The sequence below is a fragment of the Streptomyces resistomycificus genome, assembly GCF_001514265.1.
Lineage (GTDB): Bacteria > Actinomycetota > Actinomycetes > Streptomycetales > Streptomycetaceae > Streptomyces > Streptomyces resistomycificus.
Genome location: NZ_KQ948995.1, coordinates 51,934 through 73,985, shown reverse-complemented (window position 1 = coordinate 73,985; position 22,052 = coordinate 51,934). Strand labels below are relative to the sequence as shown.

Annotated in this window: 22 protein-coding genes and 1 riboswitch; of the genes, 16 read left to right on the top strand and 6 right to left on the bottom strand. The window is 71.4% G+C overall.

Translation table 11 applies throughout. The features are described 5' to 3' along the window. Nucleotides 1-312 precede the first annotated feature (312 nt). A complete protein-coding gene (locus AQJ84_RS24815) occupies nucleotides 313-1,053 on the bottom strand; it encodes an SDR family oxidoreductase (protein ID WP_030038611.1) in 741 nt (246 codons plus the stop codon). A gap of 315 nt (nucleotides 1,054-1,368) precedes the next feature. Further along, a riboswitch (FMN riboswitch) is annotated at nucleotides 1,369-1,499 on the top strand. Nucleotides 1,500-1,644: 145 nt separating this feature from the next. Between AQJ84_RS24815 and AQJ84_RS24810 the strand changes: the two genes are divergently transcribed. The 9 genes from AQJ84_RS24810 to AQJ84_RS24770 all read left to right on the top strand — a co-directional run bounded on the left by AQJ84_RS24810 (nucleotide 1,645) and on the right by AQJ84_RS24770 (nucleotide 9,040). Beyond that, the gene (locus tag AQJ84_RS24810; protein WP_030038612.1) at nucleotides 1,645-2,247 is read left to right on the top strand and encodes a riboflavin synthase; all 603 of its coding nucleotides are present in this window, start codon (nucleotides 1,645-1,647) and stop codon (nucleotides 2,245-2,247) included. After that, a complete protein-coding gene (locus AQJ84_RS24805) occupies nucleotides 2,244-2,885 on the top strand; it encodes a nicotinamide mononucleotide transporter family protein (protein ID WP_053192413.1) in 642 nt (213 codons plus the stop codon). Before AQJ84_RS24810 ends, AQJ84_RS24805 begins: the two co-directional genes overlap by 4 nt. Next, nucleotides 2,882-4,255: a bifunctional 3,4-dihydroxy-2-butanone-4-phosphate synthase/GTP cyclohydrolase II gene (locus AQJ84_RS24800; RefSeq protein WP_225889145.1), complete on the top strand. Its 1,374-nt coding sequence runs from the start codon at nucleotides 2,882-2,884 to the stop codon at nucleotides 4,253-4,255. The genes AQJ84_RS24805 and AQJ84_RS24800 overlap by 4 nt, the downstream gene beginning before the upstream one ends. Before the next feature lie 21 nt (nucleotides 4,256-4,276). After that, complete coding sequence (ribH, locus tag AQJ84_RS24795; RefSeq protein WP_030038615.1) at nucleotides 4,277-4,762, top strand: 6,7-dimethyl-8-ribityllumazine synthase; 486 nt, start codon at nucleotides 4,277-4,279, stop codon at nucleotides 4,760-4,762. 33 nt (nucleotides 4,763-4,795) lie between these two features. Next, a complete protein-coding gene (locus tag AQJ84_RS24790; RefSeq protein ID WP_030038616.1) occupies nucleotides 4,796-5,068 on the top strand; it encodes a phosphoribosyl-ATP diphosphatase in 273 nt (90 codons plus the stop codon). Between the two features lie 50 nt (nucleotides 5,069-5,118). Beyond that, nucleotides 5,119-5,967: an ATP phosphoribosyltransferase gene (gene hisG, locus AQJ84_RS24785; RefSeq protein WP_030038617.1), complete on the top strand. Its 849-nt coding sequence runs from the start codon at nucleotides 5,119-5,121 to the stop codon at nucleotides 5,965-5,967. 13 nt (nucleotides 5,968-5,980) lie between these two features. Beyond that, nucleotides 5,981-6,424: a PH domain-containing protein gene (locus tag AQJ84_RS24780; RefSeq protein ID WP_030038618.1), complete on the top strand. Its 444-nt coding sequence runs from the start codon at nucleotides 5,981-5,983 to the stop codon at nucleotides 6,422-6,424. A 175-nt stretch (nucleotides 6,425-6,599) separates the two neighbouring features. Continuing rightward, nucleotides 6,600-7,958 carry a hemolysin family protein gene (locus tag AQJ84_RS24775; RefSeq protein WP_030038619.1) on the top strand — a complete coding sequence of 453 codons (1,359 nt, stop codon included), beginning with the start codon at nucleotides 6,600-6,602 and terminating at the stop codon, nucleotides 7,956-7,958. Next, nucleotides 7,955-9,040: a hemolysin family protein gene (locus AQJ84_RS24770; RefSeq protein ID WP_030038620.1), complete on the top strand. Its 1,086-nt coding sequence runs from the start codon at nucleotides 7,955-7,957 to the stop codon at nucleotides 9,038-9,040. Before AQJ84_RS24775 ends, AQJ84_RS24770 begins: the two co-directional genes overlap by 4 nt. Nucleotides 9,041-9,126: 86 nt before the next feature. On the opposite strand, the gene AQJ84_RS24765 is transcribed toward AQJ84_RS24770, so the two are convergent. Together AQJ84_RS24765 and AQJ84_RS24760 are read right to left on the bottom strand one after the other, a co-directional pair. Beyond that, nucleotides 9,127-10,989, bottom strand: a complete 1,863-nt coding sequence (locus AQJ84_RS24765; RefSeq protein WP_053192416.1) for an AAA family ATPase — start codon at nucleotides 10,987-10,989, stop codon at nucleotides 9,127-9,129. A gap of 436 nt (nucleotides 10,990-11,425) precedes the next feature. Further along, a complete protein-coding gene (locus tag AQJ84_RS24760) occupies nucleotides 11,426-12,046 on the bottom strand; it encodes a uridine kinase family protein (protein WP_063753055.1) in 621 nt (206 codons plus the stop codon). Between the two features lie 196 nt (nucleotides 12,047-12,242). On the opposite strand from AQJ84_RS24760, the gene AQJ84_RS24755 reads away from it, so the two are divergent. From AQJ84_RS24755 to AQJ84_RS24750, 3 genes are all read left to right on the top strand, one after another. Continuing rightward, nucleotides 12,243-13,619 (top strand): peptidase C39 family protein, encoded by a 1,377-nt coding sequence (locus AQJ84_RS24755; protein ID WP_053192418.1) that lies wholly within the window; start codon nucleotides 12,243-12,245, stop codon nucleotides 13,617-13,619. A 142-nt stretch (nucleotides 13,620-13,761) separates the two neighbouring features. After that, nucleotides 13,762-13,902: an SCO1431 family membrane protein gene (locus AQJ84_RS42465; RefSeq protein ID WP_107082787.1), complete on the top strand. Its 141-nt coding sequence runs from the start codon at nucleotides 13,762-13,764 to the stop codon at nucleotides 13,900-13,902. A 64-nt stretch (nucleotides 13,903-13,966) separates the two neighbouring features. Continuing rightward, complete coding sequence (locus AQJ84_RS24750) at nucleotides 13,967-14,629, top strand: TetR/AcrR family transcriptional regulator (RefSeq protein WP_030038625.1); 663 nt, start codon at nucleotides 13,967-13,969, stop codon at nucleotides 14,627-14,629. A gap of 60 nt (nucleotides 14,630-14,689) precedes the next feature. Here AQJ84_RS24750 and AQJ84_RS24745 read toward each other — a convergent pair whose 3' ends face one another. Continuing rightward, the gene (locus AQJ84_RS24745; RefSeq protein ID WP_053192419.1) at nucleotides 14,690-15,949 is read right to left on the bottom strand and encodes a glycoside hydrolase family 18 protein; all 1,260 of its coding nucleotides are present in this window, start codon (nucleotides 15,947-15,949) and stop codon (nucleotides 14,690-14,692) included. Between the two features lie 330 nt (nucleotides 15,950-16,279). On the opposite strand from AQJ84_RS24745, the gene AQJ84_RS24740 reads away from it, so the two are divergent. Continuing rightward, the gene (locus tag AQJ84_RS24740) at nucleotides 16,280-17,452 is read left to right on the top strand and encodes an acyl-CoA dehydrogenase family protein (RefSeq protein WP_053192421.1); all 1,173 of its coding nucleotides are present in this window, start codon (nucleotides 16,280-16,282) and stop codon (nucleotides 17,450-17,452) included. On the opposite strand, the gene AQJ84_RS45140 is transcribed toward AQJ84_RS24740, so the two are convergent. Further along, nucleotides 17,415-17,675: a hypothetical protein gene (locus tag AQJ84_RS45140; protein ID WP_078631621.1), complete on the bottom strand. Its 261-nt coding sequence runs from the start codon at nucleotides 17,673-17,675 to the stop codon at nucleotides 17,415-17,417. The genes AQJ84_RS24740 and AQJ84_RS45140 overlap by 38 nt on opposite strands. A 184-nt stretch (nucleotides 17,676-17,859) precedes the next feature. Continuing rightward, a complete protein-coding gene (locus tag AQJ84_RS24735) occupies nucleotides 17,860-18,294 on the bottom strand; it encodes a hypothetical protein (RefSeq protein ID WP_030038629.1) in 435 nt (144 codons plus the stop codon). A 267-nt stretch (nucleotides 18,295-18,561) separates the two neighbouring features. On the opposite strand from AQJ84_RS24735, the gene AQJ84_RS24730 reads away from it, so the two are divergent. The 3 genes from AQJ84_RS24730 (at nucleotide 18,562) to AQJ84_RS24720 (ending at nucleotide 22,009) form a co-directional block, all read left to right on the top strand. Further along, nucleotides 18,562-19,002 (top strand): Lrp/AsnC family transcriptional regulator, encoded by a 441-nt coding sequence (locus AQJ84_RS24730; RefSeq protein ID WP_030038630.1) that lies wholly within the window; start codon nucleotides 18,562-18,564, stop codon nucleotides 19,000-19,002. Between the two features lie 47 nt (nucleotides 19,003-19,049). Next, nucleotides 19,050-20,651 carry an amidohydrolase gene (locus tag AQJ84_RS24725; protein WP_030038631.1) on the top strand — a complete coding sequence of 534 codons (1,602 nt, stop codon included), beginning with the start codon at nucleotides 19,050-19,052 and terminating at the stop codon, nucleotides 20,649-20,651. 557 nt (nucleotides 20,652-21,208) lie between these two features. Next, nucleotides 21,209-22,009 carry a polyprenol monophosphomannose synthase gene (locus AQJ84_RS24720; protein ID WP_030038632.1) on the top strand — a complete coding sequence of 267 codons (801 nt, stop codon included), beginning with the start codon at nucleotides 21,209-21,211 and terminating at the stop codon, nucleotides 22,007-22,009. Nucleotides 22,010-22,052: the final 43 nt, after the last annotated feature.

Sequence of the window (22,052 nt, the reverse complement as noted above, 5' to 3'; positions counted from 1 at the left end):
CTCCGCCGGGAAGGCGGCCGGTCGCTGCTGCCGGGGAGCCGGTTGCTGCCGCGGAGGAAGCCGGTCGCTGCCCCCGAGGGAACCGGGTGCCTCCGCCGGGAAGGCGGCCGGTCGCTGCTGCTGGGGAGCCGGTTGCTGCCGCGGGGGAAGCCGGTCGCTGCTGCCGAGGAGCCCGTCGCTGCCCCCGAGGGAACCGGGTGCCTCCGCCGAGGAGGCCCGCCGCCCGCTCCTGCCCACCAGCCCGCCGCCCCCGGGCGGCCGAGCTACCCTGCCCGCTCCTGCCCCAGCCCGCCGCCCCCCCCGGTGGCCGAGCTACCCCTCCCGCCGCGCCAGATACTCCTCGAACGTCCCCTTCCCCACGGCCCGTTCCGGAGTGAGGTGGCCGCCCGTCCGGAACCCCCGGTACGCCTTGCCCGCCAGCGGCACGTTCACCACCGCCCGCCGTCGGCCCGCCGCCCTCAGGTACGCCCGGGCCAGCGACTCCAGCGACCGCACCTCGGGTCCGCCCATGTCCTCCACCCGCCCCGAGGCCGGGCCCGCCGCCAACTCGGCCAGGCGGGCCGCGACTTCGGTCACGTCGATCGGCTGGTCCGGCACGCCCGCGGGCAGCGGCATCACCGGCGCCTTGGACAGGGTCTGGAACAGCTGCACGAGCAGATTGTGGAACTGCGTCGTCCGCAGCACGGTCCAGCCGAGCCCCGACTCCTCGACCTGCCGCTCCACGGCGAGCTTGGTCCGGTAGTAGCCGAGCGGCACTCGGTCCACCCCGACGATCGAGACGTACGCCAGGTGGGACACCCCGGCCCGCCGCGCCGCCGCGATCAGTTGTGCCGCCGCCCGCTCGTCACCGCCGCGCGGCGATGTCGCGCAGTGCGCGACCGCGTCCACGCCGGCGACGGCCGCGTCCAGCCCCGAGCCACCCTCGCGCAGATCGACGGCGTACGGCTGCGCGTGCCGACTGAGAACCCGCACTTCGTGGCCGTCCGTACGCAACCGCTCGACGACGAGCCGGCCGAGTGTTCCGGTACCGCCGGTCACCAGGATCGTGGTCATGCCGTTCAGTTCACCACGGCCGGCTCCCGCGTGGACGACCTCGTCCCCTCGAGGGGAGGGGAGACCCGGCGGCGGGCAAGGGCCGTCGTCACCGCCGCCGGGCCCGTCTCAACGGGTGTCCACACATCGCGACCCTAAAAAGGACTAGACCATTACGTCAAGGGATCCGGACCGAGGTCAAGGTCCGGCGTGCGGGCGGGAATTGGGAGGTCACGGCCCGGCCGATAAGTCCATCGACACACTCTGTGAGCCACCCCACACTGTTCGTCCGTATGGACGACGATCAGGCGTGGCAGACTGGCCCTGTACCAGAAGCAGCGCACTCCGGGGTCGGTGAAAGTCCGAACCGGCGGTTACAGTCCGCGACCCGGTCACTTCCAGTGGCCGGTTGACCAGGTGAAATTCCTGGACCGACGGTTAAAGTCCGGATGGGAGGCAGTGCGCGGCGGGCGGGCATTCATGCGCGCCGCCGTACCGGTTCGTCGATGAGGCGAGCCCTGTCCGGCGTCGCCACCGGTGTCCCTGCTCGTCCTTTCTGTCGTCATCGACAGCCCCGGAGTCCGTGCCCGAAGAGGCAGGAGGACCCGGGAAGTGTTCACCGGAATCGTCGAAGAGCTGGGTGAGGTCACCGCCGTCGAGAACCTCGGCGACGCCTCCCGCTTCCGGCTGCGCGGCCCCGTCGTCACCGAGGGTGCGAAGCACGGCGACTCCATCGCCGTCAACGGCGTCTGTCTGACCGTCGTCGAGCACGAGGGCGACTGGTTCACGGCCGACGTGATGGCCGAGACCCTGAACCGCTCCAGCCTCGGTGCCCTCGCCGTCGGCTCCCGGGTCAACCTCGAACGCCCCATGGCCCTCGGCGCCCGCCTCGGCGGCCACATCGTGCAGGGCCACGTCGACGGCACCGGGCAGGTGCTCGAACGCAAGCCGTCCGAGAACTGGGAGATCGTGAAGATCTCGCTGCCCGCGGACCTCACGCGCTATGTCGTCGAGAAGGGCTCCATCACCGTCGACGGCATCAGCCTCACCGTCGTCGACGCCGGCCCCGACTACTTTACCGTCAGCCTCATCCCCACCACCCTCGACCTGACCACCCTCGGCCGCAAGCAGCCCGGCGACCCGGTCAACCTCGAGGTCGACGTCATCGCCAAGTACGTCGAGCGGCTGATGGGCAGTCAGGGGGACGGCAAGTGAACTGGCTGAACTCAGAGGCGTTCGTCCTCTTCGACCAGCACATCCTCTGGTCGGACATGGTCGGCAACATCCTCGGCCTGGTCGGCCTCGCCCTCGGCTGGCGCCGGTCCATCTGGAGCTGGCCCGTCCAGTTCCTGTCCGGCCTCATCCTCTTCGGCGCCTTCTTCGGCCACCTGACCGGCAGCGCCGGCAAGCAGGCCGTCGTCATGACCGTCGCCCTGTACGGCTGGTGGCAGTGGAACCGCAGCAAGGGTGAGGCCGGGGACGGCCACATCGTCCCGCGCTTCGCCAGCTGGCGCGAGCGTGCGGCCATGGTCGGCGCCGCCGCCGTCGGAACCGTCGCCGTGGCCCTCCTCTTCAAGGCCTACCCGACCCTGTCCTGGGACCCCTGGCCGGACGCGTACATCTTCGTCGGCACCATCGTCGCCATGTACGCGCAGGCCCGCGGCATGGTCGAGTTCTGGTTCGCCTGGCTGCTGGTGGACCTGGTCGGCGTCCCGCTGAACTTCGCCAACGGCTACGCCTTCTCCGGCTTCGTCTACGTCATCTACGGCGCGCTCGTCCTGTGGGGCATGCGCGACTGGTGGCTGCGCTCCCGCAACGGCGCGCGGCCGACCCTGGAAGGAGCGCCGGCATGAGCGCCCACCCGTCTCCCGCCACCACCCCGAACGAGACTCCCCCAGAGCAGAAGGCCTGGGGGGACCCCCATCGCGCCACCCCCTCGATCTCACCGATCCTGTACAGCACCGACGGTTTCGAGGACTTCGCGCTCGACCCCGTCGAGCAGGCCATCGCGGACATCGCGGCCGGCCGCCCGATCGTGGTGGTTGACGACGAGGACCGGGAGAACGAGGGCGACCTCGTCGTCGCCGCCGAGAAGGCGACCCCCGAGATCGTCGCCTTCATGATGAGCGAGTGCCGCGGCCTGATCTGCGCCCCGATGGAGGGCGACGAACTGGACCGGCTCCAGCTCCCGCAGATGGTCGACGACAACACCGAGTCGATGAAGACCGCGTTCACGGTCTCCGTCGACGCCTCCGCCGCGTACGGCGTGAGCACCGGCATCTCGGCCGCCGACCGCGCGACTACACTCCGGCTGCTCGCCGGCGGCACGGCCGAGCCGTCCGACCTGGTCCGCCCGGGCCACGTCTTCCCGCTCCGCGCCCGGCCCGGCGGCGTCCTCGTCCGCAACGGCCACACCGAGGCAGCCGTCGACCTCGCCCGGCTCGCGGGCCTGCGCCCGGCCGGCGCGATCGTCGAGATCGCAGGCGAGGACGGCCGCATGCTGCGGCTGCCCGAGCTGATCCCCTTCGCCCGCAAGCACGGCCTGACGATCATCTCCATCGAGGACCTGATCGCCTACCGCCGCAGCGCCGAGCCCACCGTCCGCCGCGAGGCCGAGACCCGCCTGCCCACCGTGCACGGCACCTTCACCGCGTACGGCTACCGCTCCACCGTCGACGGCGTCGAGCACGTCGCCCTCGTCCACGGCGAGATCGGCGACGGAGAGGACGTCCTGGTCAGGGTCCACTCCGAGTGCCTCACCGGCGACATCTTCGCCTCCGCGCGCTGCGACTGCGGCCCCCAGCTGGACGCCTCCCTCAAGCGCATCCAGGACGAGGGCAGGGGAGTGGTGGTCTACCTCCGCGGCCACGAGGGGCGAGGCATCGGCCTGCTGTCCAAGCTGCGCGCCTACGAGCTCCAGGAGCAGGGCCACGACACCCTCGACGCCAACCTGGAACTCGGCCTGCCCGCCGACGCCCGGGACTACGGCGCCGGCGCGCAGATCCTCCAGGACCTCGGCGTCCGCAGCCTGCGCCTGATGACCAACAACCCCGACAAGACCGACGCGCTCGTCCGCCACGGCCTCAAGGTCACCGGCCGCGAGCCGATGCCGGTACAGGCGGGCGAGCACAACCTCCGCTACCTGCGCACCAAGCGGGACCGGATGGGGCACGACCTGCCCTGGCTGGACACGGCCCCCGTGTCCACCTGCGGCAACCAGTAAGCAAGAGCAACGAGGAGAGACGTGAGCGGCAAGGGTGCACCGGAACTGTCCGTACGCAACGTGGGTGACCTGCGGGTCGCCGTCATCGCGGCACAGTGGCACGAGAAGGTGATGGACGGTCTGGTGGACGGCGCCCTGCGCGCCCTGCACGACCTCGGGATCGACGAGCCGACCCTGCTGAGGGTCCCCGGCAGCTGGGAGCTCCCGGTCGTAGCCAAGGTCCTCGCGGGCCGCGGCTACGACGCGATCGTCGCCCTCGGGGTCGTCATCCGCGGCGGCACCCCCCACTTCGAGTACGTGTGCCAGGGCGTCACCCAGGGCCTCACCCAGGTCTCGGTCGACACCGGCGTCCCCGTCGGCTTCGGCGTCCTCACCTGCGACACCGAGGAGCAGGCCCTGGACCGGGCCGGCATCGAGGGCTCCAACGAGGACAAGGGCCACGAGGCGGTGACGGCGGCGGTGGCCACGGCGGCCACCCTCCGCTCAGTATCTGAACCGTGGCGATAGGTCGGCCGGCACACGCGTAAAGTGGGCGCCACCATGTCCAATAAGACGTTCGAGGAGCTCTTCACCGAGCTCCAGCACAAGGCCGCCACCGGCGACCCCGCCACTTCCCGCACCGCAGAACTGGTCGGCAAGGGCGTCCATGCCATCGGCAAGAAGGTCGTCGAAGAGGCCGCCGAGGTCTGGATGGCCGCCGAGTACGAGGGCAAGGACGCGGCAGCCGAGGAGATCTCCCAGCTGCTGTACCACGTCCAGGTGATGATGGTCGCCCGCGGAATCTCCCTGGACGACGTCTACGCCCACCTCTGAGCCGTCACCGCACCCCACCACCGTACGCACGAACAAAGGAAGCCGACCTCATGCTGCGCATCGCCGTCCCCAACAAGGGTTCCCTGTCAGGCCCTGCGGCGGAGATGCTGCATGAGGCCGGCTACCAGCAGCGCCGCGAGAGCAAGGAACTGCGGATCGTCGACCCGGTCAACGAGGTCGAGTTCTTCTACCTCCGCCCCCGCGACATCGCCATCTACGTCTCCTCCGGCCGCCTCGACATCGGCATCACCGGCCGTGACCTGCTGATCGACTCCGGCGCCAAGGCCGAGGAGATCCTCCCGCTCGGCTTCGCCCGCTCCACCTTCCGCTTCGCCGCCAAGCCCGGCACGGCGAACGACGTCGAGGACCTCAAGGGCAAGACGGTCGCCACCTCCTACGAGGGCATCGTGGCGGGGCACCTCGCCGACCGGGGCGTCGACGCCTCCGTGGTGCACCTCGACGGTGCCGTCGAGACCGCCATCGAGCTCGGCGTCGCCGAGGTCATCGCCGACGTCGTCGAGACCGGCACCTCGCTGCGCAACGCGGGCCTGGAGGTCTTCGGCGAGCCCATCATGAAGTCCGAGGCCGTCGTGATCCGCCGCACCGGCGCGGACACCGAGGAGCCCAAGGTGCAGCAGTTCCTGCGCCGGCTGCAGGGTGTCCTGGTCGCCCGGACCTACGTGATGATGGACTACGACTGCCGGGTCGAGCAGCTCGAGAAGGCCGTCGCGCTCACGCCGGGCCTCGAGTCCCCGACCGTCTCCCCGCTGCACAACGAGGGCTGGGTCGCCGTCCGCGCGATGGTCCCCGCCAAGGAAGCCCAGCGGATCATGGACGACCTGTACGACATCGGCGCCCGGGCCATCCTGACGACGGCCATCCACGCCTGCCGTCTGTGAGGGGCCAGCCACCATGTCCGACCTGCCCGCCCTTCCCGTCACGTTCCGGCCCGGCCGCACCCGTGCCGTCCTGCTGACCGCCGGCGTCGCGATCTTCGTGGTCATCACGACGGTCGCGATACTGCTGGAGCAGCTCAGCGGCGGTGAGCGGCTCAGCTTCGTCTTCACCGCGGCACTCCTGTTCGGCGTGCTGCTCCTGTTGTCCCGGCCGAAGGTCGTCGCCGACGAGTCCGGCGTCACCGTCGTGAACATCACCGCCAGGCGCCGTCTGGAGTGGGCGGAGATCATCCAGGTCAACCTGCGCCCCGGCGACCCCTGGGTGTTCCTCGACCTGAGCGACGGCACCAGCCTGCCGGCGCTCGGCATCCAGCCCGGCATCGCCAAGCAGCGCGCCATCGCGGACGCGCGCACACTGCGGGCGCTCGCCGAGGCCCGTTCCACGGGGGATCTGCCGTAACGGGCCATGTCTTGATTAATCTGTTGGCGGAGGCGTTCTCGTTGCGCCTCCGCCGCTGATGTTCCGCCCGGTCCTCAGAGGCCCCCCTGCAACCAAAGGAGTGACTCCCTCCAGCGATGGACGGATCGTCCTGTAGTACCTGCGCCGCCCCCTCCCGACCCACCGAGGCGGCGGCATGACCATCCCCCTGTTGCTCCTCGGAGCGGCGTTCCTGCTGATTCTCGCCAACGGATTCTTCGTGGCGGCCGAGTTCGGCCTGGTGACGGTCGAGGCGACGGACGCCGAGAAGGCCGCCGCCGAGGGCGACCGACGGGCCCGTACGGTCGTCGAGTCCCTCAAGGAGCTGTCCTTCCAGCTCTCCGGCACCCAGCTCGGCATCACCATCACCTCCCTCGTCGTCGGCATGCTCGCCGAACCGGCGCTGGCGGAGCTGCTGCACGGCCCCGTCACCGCGGTCGGCATCCCCGAGGGTGCCGTCTCGGGTGTCGCCGTGGTGATCGGCATGCTGCTGGCCTCCGCCGTGCAGATGGTGATCGGCGAACTGGTGCCCAAGAACTGGGCGGTGTCCAAGCCGATGCAGGTCGCGCGGTTCGTCGCCGGCCCGCAGCACGCCTTCGCCCGCCTGTTCCGCCCGGTGATCGCGGCCCTGAACGCGGTCACCAACCGCCTCGTGAGAGCGATGGGCATCGAGCCCGCCGACGAGCTGGCCTCCGCCCGCACCCCCGGCGAACTCGTCTCCCTGGCCCGGCACTCCGCGCAGGCCGGCGCCCTGGAACAGGACACCGCCGACCTCTTCGTACGGACGCTGTCGCTGGCCGAGCTGACCGCACAGCACGTCATGACCCCGCGGGTGAAGGTCAGCGCCCTGCAGTCGTCGGCCACGGCCGAGGACGTGGTCAACCTGACCCGTGCCACCGGCCTGTCCCGCTTCCCCGTGTACCGCGAGAAGATCGACGAGATCGTCGGCATGGTGCACCTCAAGGACGCCCTGGCCGTCCCCGCCGGCGACCGGCTGCGCACCCCGGTGCGGCGCATCGCGCGGCCGGCGCTGCTCGTGCCCGAGACCCTGCCCGTGCGACCGCTGCTCGCGCGGCTGCGCAGCGAACAGCCCATCGCCGTCGTCGTCGACGAGTACGGCGGCACGGCCGGCGTCGTCACGCTGGAGGACATCGTCGAGGAGCTCGTCGGCGAGGTCCGCGACGAGCACGACGGGCAGGACCTGCCCGAACTCGCCGCCGCCGCGCCGGAGGACGGCAGGCCCGCCTGGGAGGCCGACGGCAGCTGCCGCGTCGACATCCTCCAGCGCATAGGACTGAACGTGCCCGAAGGGCCGTACGAGACCGTCGCCGGGCTGGTCGCCGACCTGCTCGGCCGCATCCCGGCCGTCGGCGACAGGACCGAACTGCCCGGCTGGCGGCTGTCCGTGCGCCAGGTCGGGCACTACCGCGCCGAGCGGGTCCGCCTGGTCCGGACCCTGCCCGCCGCGGAGGCCACCAGAGAGGCCACCGCCGTTGCCGTGGAGGCGGCCCGATGAGCGTGCTCCAACTTCTGTTCGCCGCCCTGCTCGTCCTCGCCAACGGCTTCTTCGTCGGCGCCGAGTTCGCGCTCGTCTCCGTGCGCCGCAGCCAGATCGAGCCGCTCGGCACCGTCCGGGCCCGCCAGGTCCTGTACGGCCTGGAGCGACTGCCGCAGATGATGGCGGCCGCCCAGTTCGGCATCACCGTCTGCTCACTGACCCTGGGTGCCGTAGCCGAACCGACGGTCGCGCACCTGTTGGAGCCGGTGTTCGAATGGATCCACCTGCCGCACGGCATGATCCACCCCCTCGGGTACATGATCGCGCTCGCCGCGGTCGTCTTCTTCCACCTCGTCATCGGTGAGATGGTCCCGAAGAACCTCGCGATGGCGGCTCCGGAGAAGGTCGCGCTGTGGCTCAGCCCTGGCCTGGTCGCGTTCGCCCGCCTGTGCCGGCCGATCACCGTGGCCCTCGGCGCCTGCGCCGGCGGCATCCTGCGGCTCTTCGGCGTCGAGCCCAGGGACGAGGTCGAGGCCGTCTTCACCAGCGAGCAGCTCAACCGGCTGGTGGAGGACTCCGGCCAGGCCGGCCTGCTCGACCCCGAGGAGCAGGAACGCCTGGAGGACGCCCTGGAGCTGGGCTCCCGCCCGGTGACGGACGTCCTGCTCAAGCGCGAGTCGCTGGTCACGGTCGCCCCGTCGGTCACCCCGGGCCAGATCGTCGAGCTCACGGGCCACACCGGGTACTCCCGCTTCCCGGTCGCCGCGGAGAACGGCGCCTTCATGGGGTACGTGCACGTGAAGGACGTCCTCGATCTGGAGGAGTCCGAGCGGGCGGTGCCGCAGCAGGTCTGGCGGCCGATGACCACCCTCAGGTCCGAACTGCCGCTCGACGACGCCCTCACCGTGATGCGCCGGGCCGCGACCCACCTGGCCCAGGTGGCGGACGCGTCCGGCAGGGTGCTCGGCCTCGTCGCGCTGGAGGACGTACTGGAGATGCTGGTGGGCGAGGTACGGGATCCCGCACACCGGGAGGTGCCGGAGGTACGGGTCGCGGAGCCCCGGGTCAGCGGTGAGCCCGAGGAGGCGCTGGCGAGCTAGCCGGTGCTCGGGGTGGGGGCCGAACGGGCGCGGGCGCGAGCGGCCCCCACCGGCCCGCGGCCGCACCACGACCCGCGGGCCGTCCCTCACATGGCCGACGGATCCTGCGGGCCCCGCCCCGACAGCACCTCGCCGTACGCCTGCATCAGGTCGGGCAGCCGCAGAGTCGACAGGTCGTCCCGGGTCAGCATGCCCGGGTAGGTCGACAGCCGCAGATCCCGGTACGCGCAGCTCTTCTCGTACAGCGTCCGCAGGAACCGCCCGTTGCCCAGCTCGTCGATCCACCCCTGGTCGACCACGTGCCCGGCGATCGACCGCAGCTCGTCCAGCGCCTCCTCGTCCCAGACGTCGCCGTTCTCCGTGGCCAGCACCTCGCCGATGGAGGTGAGTTCGAGGGGACGGTAGGACGGGAAGTCGACGCGGGTCGTGAAGCGGGACGACAGCCCGGGGTTGGCGGCCAGCAGGCGGTCCATACCCTCCGGGTAACCGGCCAGGATCACCACCAGGTGGTCGCGGTTGTCCTCGGCCCGCTTCAGCAGCACCTGGAGCGCCTCGTCGCCGTATGCGTCGCCCTTGCCGTAACCGGAGTTGGACAGCGAATAGGCCTCGTCGACGAAGAGCACACCGCCGAGCGCGGAGTCGATCAGCTCGTTGGCCTTCACCGCGGTCTGGCCGAGGTACTCACCGACCAGGTCGGCCCGCTGGGCCTCCACGAGATGGTCGCCGCCCAGGAGGCCGAGGGCGTAGAACACGCGGCCCAGGATGCGGGCCACGGTGGTCTTGCCGGTGCCCGAGGGGCCGGAGAAGACGAAGTGCCGCTTGGGCGGCTGGACCGGAAGACCCTGCCCGGCGCGCAGCCGGGCCATGTTCAACTGCGCGGACAACGCCTTGACCTGGCGCTTCACCGGCTCCAGACCCACCATGCGCTCGAGCTCGGCGAGAGCCTCCTCGAGTAACCCGGGGTCGGTGGGGCCGGCTGGCAGCGACGGCGACGGTCCGGCCTTCTCGCGCACGGCGGGGTCGGTCACCGACGGCAGCGGACCGGCCGGCGGCAGGTCGGGACCGGTCAGCTTCAGGTCACGCTCCTCCATGCCGAAGAGCGGGTCGAGTCCGTCGGGCCCGTCCACGGCGTCCTGTCCGGCCCCGGCGAGCGTGAGGGCGGCGAGGTCGGTGGAGTCGTCGTACCCGTCGCCCTCGGCGATCGCGGCGAGCCGGGCCGAGGTGTCCATGAAGGCGGGGTCGACACGGTGCACGGCCCGGTACAGCGGCAGGGCGGCGGCGCTGCGGCCGGTGCCCTCGTGGGCGCGCGCCAGCCAGTAGCGCAGCTCCTTGCGCTGCGGCTGCTCACTGCGGCAGCGCATCAGGGCGGACGACAGAAGCGGCTCCGCCTGCCCGTACATCTCGAGGCGGACCCTTGCCATACCGCCGAACAGGCCCGCCTCGATACCCAGCATGGGGTCGTTGATCAGCGGGTCCGTGTGCCGGACCAGTTGTTCCCAGTCCTTGACGAGGTAGGCGCGGCAGGCGTGCAGGAAGCGGACCTGGTGGTCGGCGTCCACCGGCGGCAGGCCCGCGAGGGCCCGGTCCAGTTCCGGTACGTGCCGGCCGTCCAGCCAGTGCGAGGCGTGCGCGAGGAGCAGGTCGCGGGGGCTCTCCAGGACCGGCTGCACCCACCAGCCCAGCCAGTACCAGGAGTTGAGGGTGCGGCGGTGCCGGGTGCGCTGTTCGCCGAAGCGGTCCCGGTGCCGGAACATCCGCAGCAACGCGGTCGTCGTGTCCACCCGCAGCGCGTGCAGTCCCAGCCAGCCGTCGGCCATCCCGGGATCGATCCGCACCGCGGTGCGGAACTCCTCCTCCGCCTGCGGATAGGCGCCCATCGTGTAGGCGTCCACGCCTCGCAGCCAGGCGAGGTCGGCCGGGGCCTCGGGGCCCCGCGTGCCGAAGTCCATCACGTCCCCCACAAACCGTGCCCCCGTTTGGTTGGCCGGCGGGCCGGTGCCCGTCAACCGCCTTGGTCCAACCACTGTGCCGCGGACCGGAGTTGCGACGGTGCGCGGAGCAGCCGTCCGCAGGTCGCACCGAGGGCATCGTACCCGCGAGGGCGTCGTCCACCGAAGGGTGCCGCACGGCCCGTTTGACGAGGTGGGAGGGGAGGGGCACCACCGCGCGTGGTGACCGAGGGTGAGCATCCCGTGTCTCGCGGCGCCCGAAAAAGAGGGAAAAGGGCAGAACGAAGCCCCCGATCACGGGGGAACAACCGGGGGCTTCGCGACTGCGGGGGCGGCCTCGAACGGCCGCACATTCAGAACGTAAGACCTGTACGGCCCCTGGGTCAAGCCGAGTTGAAGCACTCCGGAAAGTTCCTCCGCAAGGCCCTTCACAAGTTCAGCACATTGCCGATGGCCCGTCACCGTACGTGACGGACTGGTCCGGGCCAACCGTCCCGGCAGGCCCCGGCAGCACCTCGTACCCCTTCCGCCCCTGGCTCACGAGGAGGTCGGCGAACGGCCGGGAGGGGTCGTCCGCGAAGTGCCGTAGTTCCGCCCGGACCCATCCGGCCCAGAACTCCCGCTGCTCCTCCCCGTCCCGCGACCGCCCGCGTGCCCAGGCCTCCTCGCGCGGCAGCTCCATCCACAACAGGTGCGCCAGGTACGGCCGCAGCGCACGCCGGCCCGCGCCGACCCCCTCGACGAGGACGACCGGTGCCGGCGGCAGCGCCAGCGGCGCTCCGAAGTCACGGCTGTGCCAGTCGTAAGGGGTGTAGTGGGCCGTGTCCCCGCGGCCCAGCGGTTCGATCACCTGGGACCGCAGCCGCCCCGTCCAGTCGAACAGCTCGTCATGGCTGGCGATGTCGTCCAGGCGCAGCACCGGCGCGCCCTCCAGCGCCCGGGCCAACCGCCCGGCGAACGTGGACTTTCCGGAGCCTGCGTGACCGTCGATCCCGATCAGACGGACCGGGCCGCAGGACGGGGGCAGTCGGCGGAGCCGGGTGGCGAGGTCGCGGATGGCCGTTCCTCAGGGGGAGGGGGAGCAGGTTTCCTCCGGTCAGTCTAAGACGGCGGTCACGCCAGTGGCCGAGACCAATATTGCCGGGCGTGGCATGGCCCGAAGTGCTGGCAGGAGCATGCCCCCTGCTCCATAGTTGGCGCACAACCGTGCATTGGACCTGCCCCGACTCGGACACCTGGGGGTCATTCCGCCCATGAGCAGAGCTGAACAGCCGTCCCGCAGAACCGTACTGGCCGCCGCCGTCGCCGCCGCCGTGGCCGGCAGCGCGGGCCCGGCGGCCGCCGACACCACGAGCAGTGCCGTGACCGACACCGTCCACCCCGACCGGGCCCGCCTGACCCGACCGGTCGACAACCGTTTCTGGACCACGTACGCCCACTGGCGCGCCGGCACCGCCAAGGGCACCCGGGCCGTCGCGGGCGTCCGCCCCGGAGTCGTGATCGGCAGCCCCGCGGGCACCGCCGACTACACCGACCCGCACACCCAGAAGACCGCCGCCTGGGAGTACGCGACCTGGACGTCCCCCGTCCACGTCCTCGCCGTCCCCGCCACGGAGGCGATCGCTTCCTGGAACGCGCACACGCCGGCCGGCACCTGGCTCCAGGTCGAGCTGAAGGGCACGTACTCCGACGGCACGAACACGCCCTGGTACGTGATGGGCCGCTGGGCCGCCGGCGACCAGGACATCAAGCGGACCTCGGTCGACGACCAGGGAGACGGCAAGAGCAGCATCTGGACGGACACCTTCGCGATCGACGACCCGGCGACGGGCCTGCGCCTGGTGTCGTACCGCCTCAGGCTCACCCTCTACCGCAAGCCCGGCACGAAGACCACGCCCACGGTCTGGCGCCTCGGCGCCATGGGGTCCGACGTCCCGGACCGCTTCACCGTGCCCGCCTCCGCCCCCGGCCTCGCCCAGGAACTGGTCGTCCCGCGCTACTCGCAGGAGACCCACATCGGGCAGTACCCGGAGTACGACAACGGCGGCGAGGCCTGGTGCAGCCCCACCTCCTCGCAGATGATCGTCGAGTACTGGGGCGGCCGGCTCACCGAGGACCAGCTGGCCTGGGTCGACCCGTCCTTCGCCGACCCGCAGGTCTGCCACGCGGCCCGCTTCACCTACGACCACCAGTACGCGGGCTGCGGCAACTGGCCGTTCAACGCGGCCTACGCGGCCACCTTCAAGGGCCTGCAGGGCGTGGTCACCCGGCTCGGCTCCCTCGCCGACCTGGAGACGCTGATCGCGGCCGGCATCCCCGCCATAACGTCCCAGTCCTTCCTCAAGGAGGAGCTCACCGGGGCGGGCTACGGGACGTCCGGGCACCTGATGACCGTGATCGGCTTCACCGCGAGCGGTGACGTGATCGCCAACGACCCGAACTCGCCGGACAACGAGGCCGTGCGGCGGGTCTACCTGCGGCGCGAGTGGGAGAACATCTGGCTCAGGACCAAGCGGTACAACGCCGCGGGCAAGGTGGTCTCCGGCACCGGCGGTGTCTGCTACCTGTACTTCCCGGCGCTCCCGACCCCGCGCCAGCGCAAGGCGCTCGCGGCGGTGGGCGTGCGCTGAGCCGACGGACGCACGGCCCCCGGCACGGTCCGGGGGCCGTGCGCGTGTGACCAAGCTCTCTGCCGCAAAAGCCGCCAGGGGTGGCAAGGTGGACGAACCGGTGGGGGGAGTCCACCCGTACGTCCGACCTCAGCGAGAAGCCATGACCGCAACCGCAGCCTCCGCCGTCCGCGCCCGTACCGGCGGCCCCCAGGAAGACGGTCCGAAGACCGTCGAGCACGTCATGGGCTGGACGCTCGTCGTGGTGATCGCCATGCTCGTCACCCAGCTCGGCCTGCTGTGACCTGACCCATTACCGACCTGACATACTGCGGGTGTCCCGCCGCCCGTTGAGACCAGGGTCGAAATTGAATATCAGTCAACAGCGCGAAGCCGTCCGCCCCCGGGCGCGCGGCACCGAGCGCTCGGTCGCACGTCGTGCCGAACTCATCACCATCGGGCGGAAGTTGTTCGCCGACACGTCGTACGACGCCCTCTCGATGGACGACATCGCCCGGCAGGCCCATGTCGCCAAGGGACTGATCTACTACTACTTCCAGTCGAAGCGCGGTTACTACCTGGCGATCATCCAGGACTCCGTCGCCGACCTGGTGACCTACGCGGCGAGCGGCCTGGAGCTGGAACCGGTGGACCGGGTCCACCGCACCATCGACAGCTATCTGCGCTACGCCGAGCACAACCAGGCCGCCTACCGCACCATCGTCAGCGGCGGGGTCGGCTTCGACGCCGAGGTGCACGCCATCCGGGACGGCGTGCGCGAGGCCATCGTCGCCACCATCTCCGAAGGGGCGTACGGCCGCACCGACATCGCGCCGCTGGCCCGCATGGGTCTGCTCGCCTGGGTGTGCAGCGTCGAGGGAGCCGCCCTCGACTGGATCGACCGCCCCCAGCTGCCCCGCGAGACGATGAGTGAGCTCCTGGTCAAGACGCTCGGCGGATCCATGCGGGCGATCGAGGAGATGGACCCCGGCTACCCGGCCCCCGTGCCGGCCCGCCGCGACGACGCCTGACAGCCCGCGCGACCGGGGGCGAAGGCTTCTGGCCCCCGCCCCCGGCCCCCGTTGGCCCGGTCAGTCGATCGCCCTGATCAGTTCACCGTCCGCGGTGTCCCCGCTCAGCTCCCAGAAGAACGTGCCCCCCAGGCGCTGCGCTTCCTTGTACTTCATCTTTCCCCTGATCGTCTTCGGGGTGTCGAAACTCCACCAGTCGTCGCCGCACTTGGCGTAGGCGGTGCCGCCCACGACCCCGGTCGCCGGGCACGTGGTCCTCAGCACCTTGTAGTCCTCGAAGCCGGCCTCGTACGTGCCGGCCGCCGGACCGGTGGCGGCGCCGCCCGGCTTCGCCTGTGTGACGCCGGTCCAGCCGCGCCCGTAGAAGCCGATGCCGAGCAGCAGCTTCGAGGACGGGATGCCCAGGCCCTTGAGCTTGGCGATGGTGGCGGCGGTGTTGTAGCCCTCCTGCGGAATGCCCCGGTAGGACGTCAGTGGGGAGTGCGGCGCCGTCGGGCCGGCGGCCGCCCAGGCGCCGAAGTAGTCGTACGTCATGGGGTTGTACCAGTCGACGTATCGCGCCGCGCCCGCGTAGTCCGCCGCGTCGATCTTGCCGCCGGGTGTGGCGTCGGCGGTGATCGCCGCGGTGACCAGCTGCCGCCTGCCGAACTCGGCGCGCAGCGCGGCCATCACGTCCCCGAACGCCTTCCGGCCGCTGGTGTCGCAGGTCAGCCCGCAGGCGTTCGGGTACTCCCAGTCGATGTCGATGCCGTCGAAGACGTCCGCCCACCTGGAGTTCTCGACCAGGTCGTGACAGGACCGGGCGAAGGCCGCCGGGTCCTTGGCCGCCTCGCCGAAGCCGCCCGACCAGCTCCAGCCGCCGAAGGACCAGATGACCTTGAGGTCGGGGTGGAGCTTCTTCAGCTTGCGCAGCTGGTTGAAGTTGCCGCTCAGCGGCTGGTCCGCGGTGTCGGCGACACCGTCCACGGACTCCTGTGCGGTGAAGGGCTTGTCGGTGTCCGCCCAGGCGTCACCGAGAGCGCACTTGCCGTCGGTGACGTTGCCGAACGCGTAGTTGATGTGGGTGAGCCTGTCGGCGGAACCGGAGGTCTCGATGTTCTTGACGAAGTACTGGCGGCCGTAGATGCCCCAGTCGGTGAAGTAGCCGACAACCTTCGAGCCGGGTGCGCGGGCCTCGGTGACCTCCGAGGCCTGGGCGGGGCCGGGCTCCGTGGCGGTGGCCGTGCCCGCGCCGGCGAGCAGGCCGGCGCCGAGGGCGGCACAGCAGGAAGCGGACAGCAGGGCCCTCAGCCGGGCGCGGGGGCGGGGTGGGGTGTGCATCGGGTGTCTCCTCGCAGGGACAGGGAGGGGATCGCACGCCGATTGGCATGAACGCGGGGAAGCGTTGGATCGAAAGGTAAGAGGACTAGACCACTGCGGTCAATGGTTCGTACCAATCCGGGCGTGTCGCGCACTCCGGGAACTTCCTGAAGTAAGCGGTCGTTAACTGGTGACGGAGTGCCTCCGATCGGGCATACTCACAGCGCACAGCCGCTGGTCAGCAGCTTCCGCGACCCGGAAGTGCGACCATCGGCGGCACCCGTGAGACCCGGCGGGGCCGCCCCACGAAAGGCGCGTCCGCCAGTTCCCGACAGGGAGGAGAGCGACGCCATGCCCGACCGCGCCCCGCAGCCGGTGGACCGTCAACTGCCCACGGACGAGGCCCGGGATCTGATCTCGCTCGTCCGCGACATCGCGCAGCGTGAGATCGCCCCGAAGGCGGCCGAGGAGGAGGACGCCGGACGCTTCCCGCGCGAGGTCTTCACCCTGCTCTCCGAGTCCGGACTGCTGGGCCTGCCGTACGACTCCGAGTACGGGGGCGGTGACCAGCCGTACGAGGTCTACCTCCAGGTCCTCGAGGAACTCGCCACCGCCCGCCTCACCGTCGGCCTCGGCGTCAGTGTGCACACCCTGGCCTCCTACGCGCTGGCCGCCTACGGCACCAAGGAGCAGCAGGTGGAGCACCTGCCCGCGATGCTCGGTGGTGGCCTGCTGGGCGCCTACTGCCTCTCGGAGCCCTCCTCCGGCTCGGACGCGGCCTCACTGCGCACCAAGGCCGTGCGCGACGGTGAGGACTGGGTGATCACCGGAAACAAGGCGTGGATCACCCACGGCGGCATCGCCGACTTCTACACGGTCATGGCGCGCACGGGCGAGGAGGGCGCGCGCGGCATCACGGCCTTCCTGGTGCCCGGCGACTCGGAGGGCCTGAGCGGCGCGATGCCCGAGAAGAAGATGGGCATGAAGGGTTCACCGACCGCCCAGGTCCATCTCGACGGTGTCCGCGTCCCGGACGGCCGGCGCATCGGCGAGGAGGGTCAGGGCTTCGCGATCGCCCTGTCCGCCCTGGACTCCGGGCGGCTCGGCATCGCGGCCTGCGCCGTGGGTCTGGCGCAGGCGGCGCTCGACGAGGCGCTGGCGTACGCGACCGGACGACTGCAGTTCGGGCGGCCGATCGCCGACTTCCAGGGCCTGCGCTTCATGCTCGCCGACATGGCGACCCAGATCGAGGCAGGCCGGGCGCTGTACCTCGCGGCGGCCCGCCTCAGGGACGCGGGCCGGCCGTTCGCCAGGCAGGCGGCCATGGCCAAGCTGCACTGCACCGACACCGCCATGAAGGTGACCACCGACGCCGTGCAGATCCTCGGCGGGTACGGCTACACGGCCGACTTCCCGGCCGAGCGGTACATGCGGGAGGCCAAGGTGCTGCAGATCGTCGAGGGCACCAACCAGATCCAGCGGATGGTCATCGCCCGTCACCTAGCGGGTCCCGAGACCCGCTGAACTGGCCTTTCGTCACCTGGGGCGCCGCCAGCCGGACCCACTCCGGGTCGTGGCGCCCCGGCAGGGTGCGGCCACCGTCGGCCCAGGTGCGCATCAGGGCACGGTAGATGGGCGGGTCCTGAACCTGCGGCGGAGCGAGCGGAACCGATTCTCCGTGAGCCGGAACCGGTGCGGGGACGAACACCCGACGCTGACGCCCGGTCGTCGAATAGGTGGGGGTCATACCGGGGAAACGCGGTGTCGGCGGACAGGTCACCCGTTCCCGGAATCGGGAGTGAGTTCGCGGCCGTCCGAGGCGTGGACGGCCGCCTGCCCCGACGTCTTGTCCGCCCGCGGGCACACCGAACCGCGCCACGGCGGTCTGCCGACCGTGGCGCGGCGCGGTCACGGAGTGGAGGCGAGGCCGCTCAGGCGGCCTGGCGGCGCATGACGGGCACCCGGATGGGACGCGAGCCCGGGCCGCCGACGTGCGAGAACGGCTGCGTCCGCCAGTCGAGCCCCTGAGGGAGCGTCAACAGGAGGGCCATGTCCTGCTCCTGGGGCTCGGCCGACTCGTCCGCCGACCGGGCCTCGGAGGCGCTGCGGCCGGTGCCGGCGCAGACCGTGAGGCCGAACGGGTTCCACGGCGAGGCACACAGCGCGTGCTCCGGCAGGAACTCCTCGTCCGCCAGCAGGGCGATGGGCTGCGCGCAGTCCGGGCAGATCACCCGGTACATCTCGAAGGTGTCGTAGGCGTCGGGTTCGTCGCCGAGAGCGTCGGGTTCGACGCCCTCCGGCTCGGGCTCGACAACCAGCTGCGGCCGCTTGGGTGCGGCACGACCAGGGCGCTTAAGACTCTGCATTGGGTTCTCCCCCTCGGGCTGGGCCGTATCGGCACTGCGGCCTCGACCACAGCAAGCACTTCCCGCCCCGTCTCGGCGGTAATCACGAGAACATCACGGAGGCTGTTCGGGGGGTGTGGTCTTCGTCACATGCCATCCGCAGGTGCCCGACGCGGTCGTTTTGTCCCCCGGACGGCCCACAGCCGGCTCCCGGCACATCACGAACCGGGCATGACCTGCGCCGCTCAGGTATCGGAGGAGATCAGCCGCACTGTAGGTTCTTGCGCCATGGAGGAGCTCGACCGACAAATCGTGCAGTTGCTCGTCAAGGACGGGCGGATGAGCTACACAGACCTGGGCAAGGCCACCGGCCTGTCCACGTCGGCCGTGCACCAGCGGGTGCGGCGGCTGGAACAGCGCGGCGTCATCCGCGGCTACGCGGCGGTCGTCGACCCGGAGGCCATCGGGCTGCCCATGACCGCCTTCATCTCGGTGAAGCCGTTCGACCCCAGTGCCCCCGACGACATCGCGGACCGCCTGTCCGGCGTCCCCGAGATCGAGGCCTGCCACAGCGTCGCCGGCGACGAGAACTACATCCTCAAGGTGCGGGTGGCCACCCCGCACGAACTGGAGGAACTGCTGGCCCGGCTCAGGACCCTGGCCGGGGTGTCGACGCGGACCACGGTGGTGCTCTCCACACCGTACGAGGCGCGGCCGCCGCGGATCTGACGGACCTGCGTGCCGGGCGCTGTGCCCGAGGCGCGAAACTGTCCCTCATGAGTGAACGCACCGCCGAACCGAGCACCGTCCTCCTGCGCCGCGGCGAGGTCCACAGCCCCGCCGACCCGTTCGCCACGGCGATGGTCGTGGAGCGCGGACAAGTCGCCTGGGTCGGCTCCGAGGGCGCGGCCGACGCCTTCGCCGACGGCGTCGACGAAGTGATCGACCTGGACGGCGCCCTGGTCACCCCCGCGTTCACCGACGCACATGTGCACACGACGTCCACGGGCCTCGCCCTCACCGGCCTCGACCTGTCCGACGCCCCCTCCCTCGGCGCGGCACTCACCCGCGTACGGGACTTCGCCGCGGCCCGTCCGGACGACCGCGTCCTGCTCGGCCACGGCTGGGACGCCGCCCGCTGGCCCGGCGGCCGTCCCCCGACACGCGCCGAACTCGACGAGGCCACCGGTCACCGTCCCCTCTACCTCAGTCGGATCGACGTCCACTCGGCCGTCGTCACGACCGCCCTGCTGGATCTCACCCCCGGCCTCGACGCCCCGGACGCCCCGCTCACCGCCGACGCCCACCACGCCGTGCGCGCCGCCGCGCTCGGCGCCGTCACCCCGGCGCAGCGCACCGGGGCCCAGCGCGCCGCCCTCGCCCGTGCCGTCTCCCTGGGCATCGGAACCGTTCACGAATGCGCAGGGCCGGAGATCTCCTCCGAGGACGACTTCACCGGGCTGCTCGCACTCGCGTCCGCGGAGGCCGGCCCACGTGTGGTCGGCTACTGGGCCGAGCAGGACGTCGAGAAGGCCCGCGCGCTGGGGGCGACCGGCGCGGCCGGCGACCTGTTCGTCGACGGGGCCCTCGGCTCGCACACCGCCTGCCTGCACCAGCCCTACGGCGACGCCGACCACACCGGCACCTCCTACCTGGACGCCGCCGCCGTCGCCGACCATGTCACCGCGTGCACCGAGGCCGGCCTCCAGGCGGGCTTCCACGCGATCGGCGACGCCGCCGTGAGCGCCGTCGTCGAGGGCGTGCGCGCCGCCGCGGAGAAGCTCGGCCTCGCCCGGGTCCGGGCCGCCCGGCACCGCGTGGAGCACGTCGAGATGCTCACCCCCGAAACCGTCGCTGCCTTCGCCGAGCTCGGCCTGACCGCGTCCGTCCAGCCCGCCTTCGACGCGCTGTGGGGCGGCGAGGACGGCATGTACGCCCAGCGCCTGGGTGTGGAGCGGGCCCGCACCCTCAACCCCTTCGCGGCCCTGCTGCGGGCCGGCGTCCCGCTCGCCTTCGGCTCCGACAGTCCCGTCACGCCCCTCGACCCGTGGGGCACGCTCCGGGCGGCGGCGTTCCACCACACCGCCGAGCACCGCATCTCCGTGCGCGCCGCGTTCACCGCGCACACCCGGGGCGGCTGGCGGGCTATCGGACGGGACGACGCGGGCGTCCTGGTGCCGGGCGCACCCGCGGACTACGCCGTGTGGCGCACCGACGAACTCGTGGTCCAAGCTCCGGACGACCGGGTCGCCCGCTGGTCGACCGACCCCCGCTCCGGCACCCCGGGGCTGCCCGACCTGACCCCGGGCCGTGACCTGCCGGTCTGCCTGCGTACCGTCGTGGGTGGACGGACGGTGTTCGTACGGCCGGGCGAGTGATCTACCGGGGTGGCGCACCGCCGATCGGTCGGCGCCGCCCCGTCGCGCGACCTGCGTATCCTCTGCCCTGACCAGCGGTTTGATGGAAGACCCGCAGGTCAAGCGACTGTTGACAGCCGACGGCAGCGGGCCGGTAGGTTCGGCCGAGTCCACCCCCGGACGCCCGACCGGGGAACGTCCGCGCACTCGCCGCCGCGCCGCTGGGTCAGGGACGGTGTGCCGCACCGGGGCACCGCCACTGGGAGCCAGGCTCAGCGTCCGCTCCACGACGAGGGAACGTTCAGGCCGGTCGGGGAGGTGTGACCCGGGTGGGGCCCGGGCGCTCAGTAGACAACGGCTTTAGGTCGACCCGCAGCCAGCGGGCCCCAGGTCGGCCCGAAGAGCGCCGGGCCCCCATCCGCAGCACGCTCAGCCCTGTACGCGATACGCACAGTCCCGAAGAGCGCACTCATACCCCGTTTTTGTGGAAACGACACCACCATACTTACGTCCTGTCACGTCATCGCAGGCAGCGGCCACTATGGTGGACCTCTGCGTACGGACTTGAAGGGGCAGCAGTGAACGACGGCGACGGGACCCTCGCGGCACAGGACCGGGGGAGACAGTTCGGCCCGCTCGGCACGACGTTGGTGATCATTCCGACCTACAACGAGGCGGAGAACATCAAGGCGATCGTCGGCCGGGTGCGCGAGGCCGTCCCCGACGCCCACGTGCTGGTGGCCGACGACAACAGCCCCGACGGCACCGGCAAGCTCGCCGACGAACTGGCGGTCGACGACGACCACGTCCAGGTCCTGCACCGCAAGGGCAAGGAGGGCCTCGGCGCCGCCTATCTCGCCGGCTTCCGCTGGGGCCTGGAACACGGCTACGGCGTCCTCGTCGAGATGGACGCCGACGGCTCCCACCAGCCCGAGGAACTGCCCCGGTTGCTGACCGCCCTCAAGGGCGCCGACCTGGTCCTCGGTTCCCGCTGGGTGCCCGGCGGCCGGGTCGTGAACTGGCCCAGGTCCCGCGAGATCATCTCCCGGGGCGGCAGCCTCTACTCCCGCGTCGCCCTGGACCTGCCGCTGCGGGACATCACCGGCGGTTACCGCGCGTTCCGCCGCGAGACCCTCGAAGGCCTCGGGCTGGAGGAGGTCGCCTCCCAGGGGTACTGCTTCCAGGTCGACCTCGCCCGCCGCGCCGTCAAGGCCGGTTACCACGTGGTCGAGGTGCCCATCACCTTCGTGGAGCGCGAGCACGGCGACTCCAAGATGAGCCGCGACATCCTCGTGGAGGCGCTGTGGCGCGTCACGACGTGGGGCGTGGGGGAGCGGGTCGGCAGGATCGCGAGCCGGGGCAAGCCCTCACGGCCGTAGCTCCCCGGCCTCACAGGCACGGCTGATCACCCGCTTATGTCCT

Coding starts and splice junctions, on each gene's coding strand:
- AQJ84_RS24775 (WP_030038619.1), top strand. CDS start 6,600: ATGACCATCCCCCTGTTGCTCCTCGGAGCGGCGTTCCTGCTGATTCTC.
- AQJ84_RS24765 (WP_053192416.1), bottom strand. CDS start 10,989: ATGGACTTCGGCACGCGGGGCCCCGAGGCCCCGGCCGACCTCGCCTGG.
- AQJ84_RS24790 (WP_030038616.1), top strand. CDS start 4,796: ATGTCCAATAAGACGTTCGAGGAGCTCTTCACCGAGCTCCAGCACAAG.
- AQJ84_RS24770 (WP_030038620.1), top strand. CDS start 7,955: ATGAGCGTGCTCCAACTTCTGTTCGCCGCCCTGCTCGTCCTCGCCAAC.
- AQJ84_RS24755 (WP_053192418.1), top strand. CDS start 12,243: ATGAGCAGAGCTGAACAGCCGTCCCGCAGAACCGTACTGGCCGCCGCC.
- AQJ84_RS24725 (WP_030038631.1), top strand. CDS start 19,050: ATGAGTGAACGCACCGCCGAACCGAGCACCGTCCTCCTGCGCCGCGGC.
- AQJ84_RS24780 (WP_030038618.1), top strand. CDS start 5,981: ATGTCCGACCTGCCCGCCCTTCCCGTCACGTTCCGGCCCGGCCGCACC.
- AQJ84_RS45140 (WP_078631621.1), bottom strand. CDS start 17,675: ATGACCCCCACCTATTCGACGACCGGGCGTCAGCGTCGGGTGTTCGTC.
- AQJ84_RS42465 (WP_107082787.1), top strand. CDS start 13,762: ATGACCGCAACCGCAGCCTCCGCCGTCCGCGCCCGTACCGGCGGCCCC.
- AQJ84_RS24730 (WP_030038630.1), top strand. CDS start 18,562: ATGGAGGAGCTCGACCGACAAATCGTGCAGTTGCTCGTCAAGGACGGG.
- AQJ84_RS24745 (WP_053192419.1), bottom strand. CDS start 15,949: ATGCACACCCCACCCCGCCCCCGCGCCCGGCTGAGGGCCCTGCTGTCC.
- AQJ84_RS24740 (WP_053192421.1), top strand. CDS start 16,280: ATGCCCGACCGCGCCCCGCAGCCGGTGGACCGTCAACTGCCCACGGAC.
- hisG (WP_030038617.1), top strand. CDS start 5,119: ATGCTGCGCATCGCCGTCCCCAACAAGGGTTCCCTGTCAGGCCCTGCG.
- AQJ84_RS24735 (WP_030038629.1), bottom strand. CDS start 18,294: ATGCAGAGTCTTAAGCGCCCTGGTCGTGCCGCACCCAAGCGGCCGCAG.
- AQJ84_RS24815 (WP_030038611.1), bottom strand. CDS start 1,053: ATGACCACGATCCTGGTGACCGGCGGTACCGGAACACTCGGCCGGCTC.
- AQJ84_RS24800 (WP_225889145.1), top strand. CDS start 2,882: ATGAGCGCCCACCCGTCTCCCGCCACCACCCCGAACGAGACTCCCCCA.